This window comes from Streptococcus oralis (assembly GCF_001588645.1).
In the GTDB taxonomy this organism is placed as follows: Bacteria; Bacillota; Bacilli; order Lactobacillales; family Streptococcaceae; genus Streptococcus; species Streptococcus oralis_AB.
The window spans coordinates 1-6,111 of record NZ_LAYF01000024.1 but is presented as its reverse complement, the minus strand read 5'-3'; the positions used below and the strand labels follow the sequence as shown (position 1 = coordinate 6,111).

The 6,111-nt window shown below is 41.2% G+C and carries 7 protein-coding genes; 1 reads left to right on the top strand and 6 read right to left on the bottom strand.

The genetic code is table 11. The features are described from left to right. Window positions 1-36: 36 nt before the first annotated feature. The 5 genes from A0739_RS09580 to pbp2a form a co-directional block, all read right to left on the bottom strand. Window positions 37-510 (bottom strand): hypothetical protein, encoded by a 474-nt coding sequence (locus A0739_RS09580; protein ID WP_061587810.1) that lies wholly within the window; start codon window positions 508-510, stop codon window positions 37-39. Window positions 511-630: 120 nt separating this feature from the next. After that, window positions 631-1,167 carry a transcription termination/antitermination protein NusG gene (gene nusG / locus A0739_RS09575; protein ID WP_000376732.1) on the bottom strand — a complete coding sequence of 179 codons (537 nt, stop codon included), beginning with the start codon at window positions 1,165-1,167 and terminating at the stop codon, window positions 631-633. Window positions 1,168-1,224: 57 nt separating this feature from the next. Next, window positions 1,225-1,401 carry a preprotein translocase subunit SecE gene (gene secE, locus A0739_RS09570; protein ID WP_000505776.1) on the bottom strand — a complete coding sequence of 59 codons (177 nt, stop codon included), beginning with the start codon at window positions 1,399-1,401 and terminating at the stop codon, window positions 1,225-1,227. 9 nt (window positions 1,402-1,410) lie between these two features. Beyond that, complete coding sequence (gene rpmG / locus A0739_RS09565) at window positions 1,411-1,563, bottom strand: 50S ribosomal protein L33 (protein WP_001809375.1); 153 nt, start codon at window positions 1,561-1,563, stop codon at window positions 1,411-1,413. 52 nt (window positions 1,564-1,615) lie between these two features. Continuing rightward, window positions 1,616-3,811, bottom strand: coding sequence for a penicillin-binding protein PBP2A (gene pbp2a / locus A0739_RS09560; RefSeq protein ID WP_061587809.1), 2,196 nt, complete (start codon window positions 3,809-3,811; stop codon window positions 1,616-1,618). A gap of 86 nt (window positions 3,812-3,897) precedes the next feature. On the opposite strand from pbp2a, the gene A0739_RS09555 reads away from it, so the two are divergent. After that, complete coding sequence (locus tag A0739_RS09555) at window positions 3,898-4,773, top strand: RluA family pseudouridine synthase (RefSeq protein WP_080976538.1); 876 nt, start codon at window positions 3,898-3,900, stop codon at window positions 4,771-4,773. Between the two features lie 78 nt (window positions 4,774-4,851). Here A0739_RS09555 and gap read toward each other — a convergent pair whose 3' ends face one another. After that, entirely contained in the window at window positions 4,852-5,859 is a 1,008-nt protein-coding gene (gap, locus tag A0739_RS09550; protein ID WP_000260682.1) for a type I glyceraldehyde-3-phosphate dehydrogenase, read from the bottom strand. Between the last annotated feature and the right edge of the window lie 252 nt (window positions 5,860-6,111).

Here is a 6,111-nt window from a genome sequence, read left to right as displayed (position 1 = left end):
TACTTTTTTACCTTTGTCAAGGACTTTTTTACCTCTTTACCGAAATTCTGAAAAGATTAGGGAAAGTTCTCTCAGGAGAGCTTTACGTCCTCTAAAGACTTCTCCTCCCATTAGACGATCTATTAATTCTTGTTTTTCCATACTCTGTTTTGATTTGTAATTTTTTAGAAGTTCGTGAAAGAGATAATAATCGTCCAGCCTGAGTCCTTTTTCTCCTAGACGATGGCTAATCTCACTCACCTCTTCATAGGGTCCTTTGTCAAAACGGCGCTTGTGGCTTTCCTGTTTACGGATGTAATCTAGGATACGATTTCTAAACTTTGTTTTAAAGCAGACATAAAGTCGATGGCGCTCCCCCTCTAGTAACTCTGGATTGCGACTCACCAGCTCATACAGACATAACATGCCTTCCTGGTCCCAGTCCTCTTTCTCCCACAGATGCAAATGATAATCTTTGCGACACTTATGGACGATTCCCTTACTTTCTTCATATAAGTCTTTTAGATTCATAGACCTCTCCTTTCTGCATTTAGTTTAACAAAATGCGCGAGTCCATGGGTCTACTTCCTCTGTTTTATACTTCTTCCTCCCTCAACAGCACATAAAAAGAGAGGCAAAGCCTCTCTGGGGTTATAATTCTGCAATTTGGTTGAGATTCACTTCTGCAATCGTGTCATTACCAAACATAGAGATAATCATCTTCACTTTGTTGTTATCAATTTCAGTAATTTTCCCTGTGTAGTCTGCAAAAGCGCCATCAATGATGCGGACTGTCTGGCCAACTTCAACGTCAATATCGAACTCTTGAACAGTTTGTCCCATTGAAACCAGAATATCACGAATTTCTTGTTCCAATAGTGGAGTTGGTTTTGATCTGTTACCGTGTGAGCCGACGAATCCTGTTACGTTAGGCGTGTTTCGAACGACGAACCATGCTTCATCGGTCATGACCATTTCTACAAGGACATAACCTGGAAAGCGATTCTCTTCAACTTCCTTTTTCTTTCCATTTTTCTCAACTTGCACGGTTTGTGTTGGAATCTCAACACGTAGAATATTATCCAACATGTTATATGTTTGCGCACGTTGCAATAGATTTTCTTTTACCTTATTTTCATAGCCAGAATAAGTTTGTAGAACAAACCATCCCTTGTCAAAACTATCCATGATATTTCCTTTCATACATATATAGAAGAAAGTTAGCAGAACTTCTCCACTTTTCTTCTAAAAAATGTTAATAAATCGAATCAAACCTGATACAATCAACTGGTCAAAAATGTAAATGATGACCACAAAGAAGGCTGTGTATTCCATAATAGAGCGAAAATCTCTCCAGCTTTCTTTGCGAGTTGGCCAAGTTGTTTCTTTAAGAAGTTTAAAAATATCCTTAATAAAACCCATCGTTCTCTCCTATCTCGTTTCTCTATGTGTCGTATATTTTCCACAATGTTTACAAAATTTATTTACTTCTAGTCGTGTTGGCTTGGGGTTCCCACTAATTTTGATTGAGTAATTCCTTGAACCACAAACTGCACAAGCTAGGCTTGCTTTTTTTAGTGCCATAACGCCTCCATCTTATCTATTATAACAAGAAACCTAGGCTTTGACAAGCCTCTTAACGAAATAGATTAAGTATTGAGTCCCATATTGTCTGGGCTTTTTCTTTTATTTTAGCTTCTGAAATCGCACGCCCTGCTTCATCTACAAGATTTTGTGCACGACTACGAATATCTCCTATTGGGTCCTCAGACTGGTTTGTCTCATTTTCAACAACTTGCTTTTTCGTATTTTCTGGTTCAATACCATTTTGTTTATAAGCATTCTCAACTGTAAAAGTGCTACCTGGAGTGTAAGGCAAAATGGTATTAGCCATACTTCTAAAGACATGGGCTGCTCCATTTGAGGTCGAACCTGCTAGATAATGATTCTCATCTGTTGTTGGGAAGCCGAGCCAGTGGCTGATTACCACATCTGGAGTATAGCCGATCACCCACTGGTCACTGGTATATTCTGGGTTGAAAACAGCTTCAGTCGTACCTGTTTTACCAGCCATAACGTAATCCGCTGGTGACGAACTAATTCCTGTACCATTGGTAAATGTTCCTAGCATCATACTGGTCATCTTATCGGCTACCGACTTATCAATCACTCGTTTTTGGGAATTTTTATGACTCTTGATGACCTGACCGCTGGCATTTTCAATACGAGTGATGAAATGCGCTTCAGGCATCAGACCTCCATTAGCAAAGGCTGCATAGGCTTGCGCCATCTGGAGAGGATTCGTTTCCACACCTCCACCAAGAGCAACTCCAAGAACTCGGTCAACTTTTTCCATATTCAGGCCAAATCTCTCCCCAGCGTCAAAAGCTTTGTCAATACCTAATTCATTTACAGTCGCAACAGCTGGCAGGTTGAGTGATTCCGCCAAGGCCTGATACATAGGTACTTCTGGAGATGTCTTAATACCTGCATAGTTGTCTACTTGATAACTGTTGTACTGCATCGTATGATTATCCAGTTGCTTGTTCAAGGCCCACCCTGCTTCTACTGCGGGTGTATAAACGACTAAAGGTTTAATGGTTGAGCCTGGGCTACGCTTAGACTGAGTGGCATAGTTGAAATTGCGAAAGCCTGGTTTGTCATCACCAGCTACACGACCAACAACTCCACGCACTCCACCAGTCTTGGGTTCTAGAGCGACACTACCTGATTCGGCATGCGTTCCGTCTTCTGCTGTTGGAAATAGCGAAGTGTTTTCGTAAATAACCTGCATGTTTGCTTGGTAGTTTTGGTCAAGCTCTGTGTAGATTCGATAGCCATTGTTGACAATCTCTTCTTCTGTGAGATTGTACTTGGAAACCGCTTCGTTGACAACTGCATCAAAATAGGACGGGTAACGATAATCCGAAACCTTGCCTTCATACTTATCTTGCAGTTGTGAAGCCATATCTACTCCAGCCGCTTCGGTCTCTTGATTTTTATCAATATAGCCCGCTGCAACCATATTTTGCAAAACAGTATCCCTACGGTTGGTCGAAGTCTCAACAGAATTTAATGGATTATACAATTCTGGTCCCTTGAGCATCCCTGCTAGAGTGGCCGCCTGATCAAGCGTTAGTTGTGAAGCCGATACACCGAAATATTTCTTACTTGCATCTTCAACACCCCATACCCCATTTCCAAAGTAGGCATTATTGAGGTACATAGTAAGGATTTGCTCCTTGCTGTATTTCTTGGTCAATTCTAAGGCAAGGAAAAACTCCTTGGCCTTCCGTTCAACGGTCTGATCCTGGGAAAGATAGGCATTTTTCGCCAACTGTTGAGTGATGGTGGACCCCCCTCCAGAACGGCCTGCTGTAAGGATGGCTAGAAAGAAACGACCGTAGTTAATCCCATCATTTTTATAAAAGGAACGGTCCTCTGTCGCGACGACAGCATTCTGCAAGTCTTTACTAATATCTGTCAGTTCAACATAGGTTCCCTTTTGACCTGATAGGGCTCCTGCCTCTTTTTCTTCGCGGTCAAAAATCAGAGTTCGCGTTTTCAGGGCATTTTGCAAGTCATTGACATTGGTAGACTTGGCTATCGCAAACAAGTAGGTTCCTACCAGTAAACCAGCACTTAACCCTAAAATGATGACGATTTTTGTCAGATGATAACGACGCCAAAATTTCCGAATTGGACCTACTTGGGACAATTTTTTTCTGTCGCTCCGTGAACGACGCATGCTAGTCGAATCAGACTCCGCTGATTCATTCGTTTCTTTTTTAAAGAGAGAAAGAAACTTCTCAAATAATTTATCTAATTTCATGCGTTTATTTTATCATCTTCACCATAGGAACTCAAGAATTTAGCTACTCCCTATCCAAATAGGGCTTTTTTTGTTACAATATCTGTATGCAATTCACATTTACATTACCCGAATCCTTGCCTCAAATGACGGTCAAGCAATTCCTAGAGGAACAACTCCTCATTCCTAGAAAAATCCGCCATTTTCTAAGAATCAAGAAGAGCATCTTGATCAATCAAAAACAAGTTCACTGGAACGAGATGGTCAAGCCAGGGGATGTTTGCCAATTGACTTTTGACGAGGAGGACTATCCCCCAAAGGAAATCCTTTGGGGCAAGCCAGACCTCGTTCAAGAGATTTATCAAGACCAACATCTCATTATCGTCAACAAGCCAGAGGGAATGAAAACTCACGGAAATCAACCAGATGAAATCGCCCTTCTCAACCACGTCTCTGCCTACGTTGGTCAAACCTGCTATGTCGTTCATCGCCTGGACATGGAAACAAGCGGTTTAGTGCTTTTTGCTAAAAATCCTTTTATCCTACCCATTCTCAATCGTTTGTTAGAAAAAAAGGAAATCGCTCGTGAGTACTGGGCACTCGTAGAGGGGCAAGTAGGGAACAAAGAACTTATCTTCCGAGATAAAATTGGTCGTGATCGACACGATCGCAGAAAACGAGTGATAGAACCCAAAAGTGGGCAACATGCCGAAACTCAGGTAAGCCGACTAAAGCAATTTCCAAATCAGACTACCCTTGTCCATTGCAAACTAAAGACCGGTCGAACCCATCAAATCCGTGTTCACCTCTCTCACCATAAACACCCTATTCTGGGCGATCCTCTCTATAACTCTAGATCAAAAACGAGCCGGCTTATGCTCCACGCCTTTCGACTTTCCTTTACCCATCCGCTTACTTTAGAGAAATTAAGCTTCACTGCTCTTTCTGATACATTTGAGAGAGAATTAAAAAAGAATGGATGATCGCTAAATCATCCATTTTGTTTTATCTAAAAATAGAAAAAGCAAGACCTATTAGTCTTGCTTTTATCAACTCATGAATTATTTAGCGATTTTTGCGAAGTATTCAAGAGTACGTACAAGTTGTGCAGTGTATGACATTTCGTTGTCGTACCATGATACAACTTTAACCAATTGTTTACCATCAACGTCAAGAACTTTAGTTTGAGTTGCGTCAAACAATGAACCGTAAGACATACCTACGATATCTGAAGATACGATTGGATCTTCTGTGTAACCGTATGATTCGTTTGAAGCTGCTTTCATAGCTGCGTTTACTTCATCAACAGTAACGTTCTTTTCAAGAACTGCTACCAATTCAGTAACTGATCCAGTTGGAGTTGGAACACGTTGTGCAGATCCGTCAAGTTTACCGTTCAATTCTGGGATTACAAGACCGATAGCTTTAGCAGCACCAGTTGAGTTAGGAACGATGTTTGCAGCGCCAGCGCGAGCACGGCGAAGGTCACCACCACGGTGTGGTCCGTCAAGGATCATTTGGTCACCAGTGTAAGCGTGGATAGTAGTCATCAATCCTTCAACAACACCAAAGTTGTCTTGAAGAGCTTTAGCCATTGGAGCCAAGCAGTTTGTAGTACATGAAGCACCTGAGATAACTGTTTCAGTACCGTCAAGAACGTCGTGGTTAGTGTTAAATACAACTGTTTTAACGTCGTTTCCACCAGGAGCAGTGATAACAACTTTCTTAGCTCCACCTTTAAGGTGTTTTTCAGCTGCATCTTTCTTAGCGAAGAAACCAGTTGCTTCAAGAACAATTTCTACACCGTCAGTAGCCCAGTCGATTTGTTCTGGATCACGTTCAGCAGAAACTTTAACGAATTTACCGTTAACTTCGAATCCACCTTCTTTAACTTCTACAGTACCGTCGAAACGACCTTGAGTTGTGTCGTATTTCAACAAGTGTGCAAGCATAACTGGATCTGTAAGGTCGTTGATGCGAGTAACTTCAACACCTTCTACGTTTTGGATACGGCGGAAAGCAAGACGACCGATACGTCCGAAACCGTTAATACCAACTTTAACTACCATTAGTGATTTCCTCCTTATGAAAATCATGAAAATTTTATTGTGAAAAGAGTAACTTGAATCACTACAAATCACCTTTCAACAAACCTATTATATAACTATTTAAGTTGAATTGCAAGTATGGGCATTGTTTTTTGTCTATATCTCGCTTATTTCCCTTTCTCCTTTGAAAGCCTATACCGCTGTCTTTCTTTGTCTACATAGTCATTTACAACTTTCCTTTTTCTAAAGTTGAGCGATAACTTCCTCAGTTGT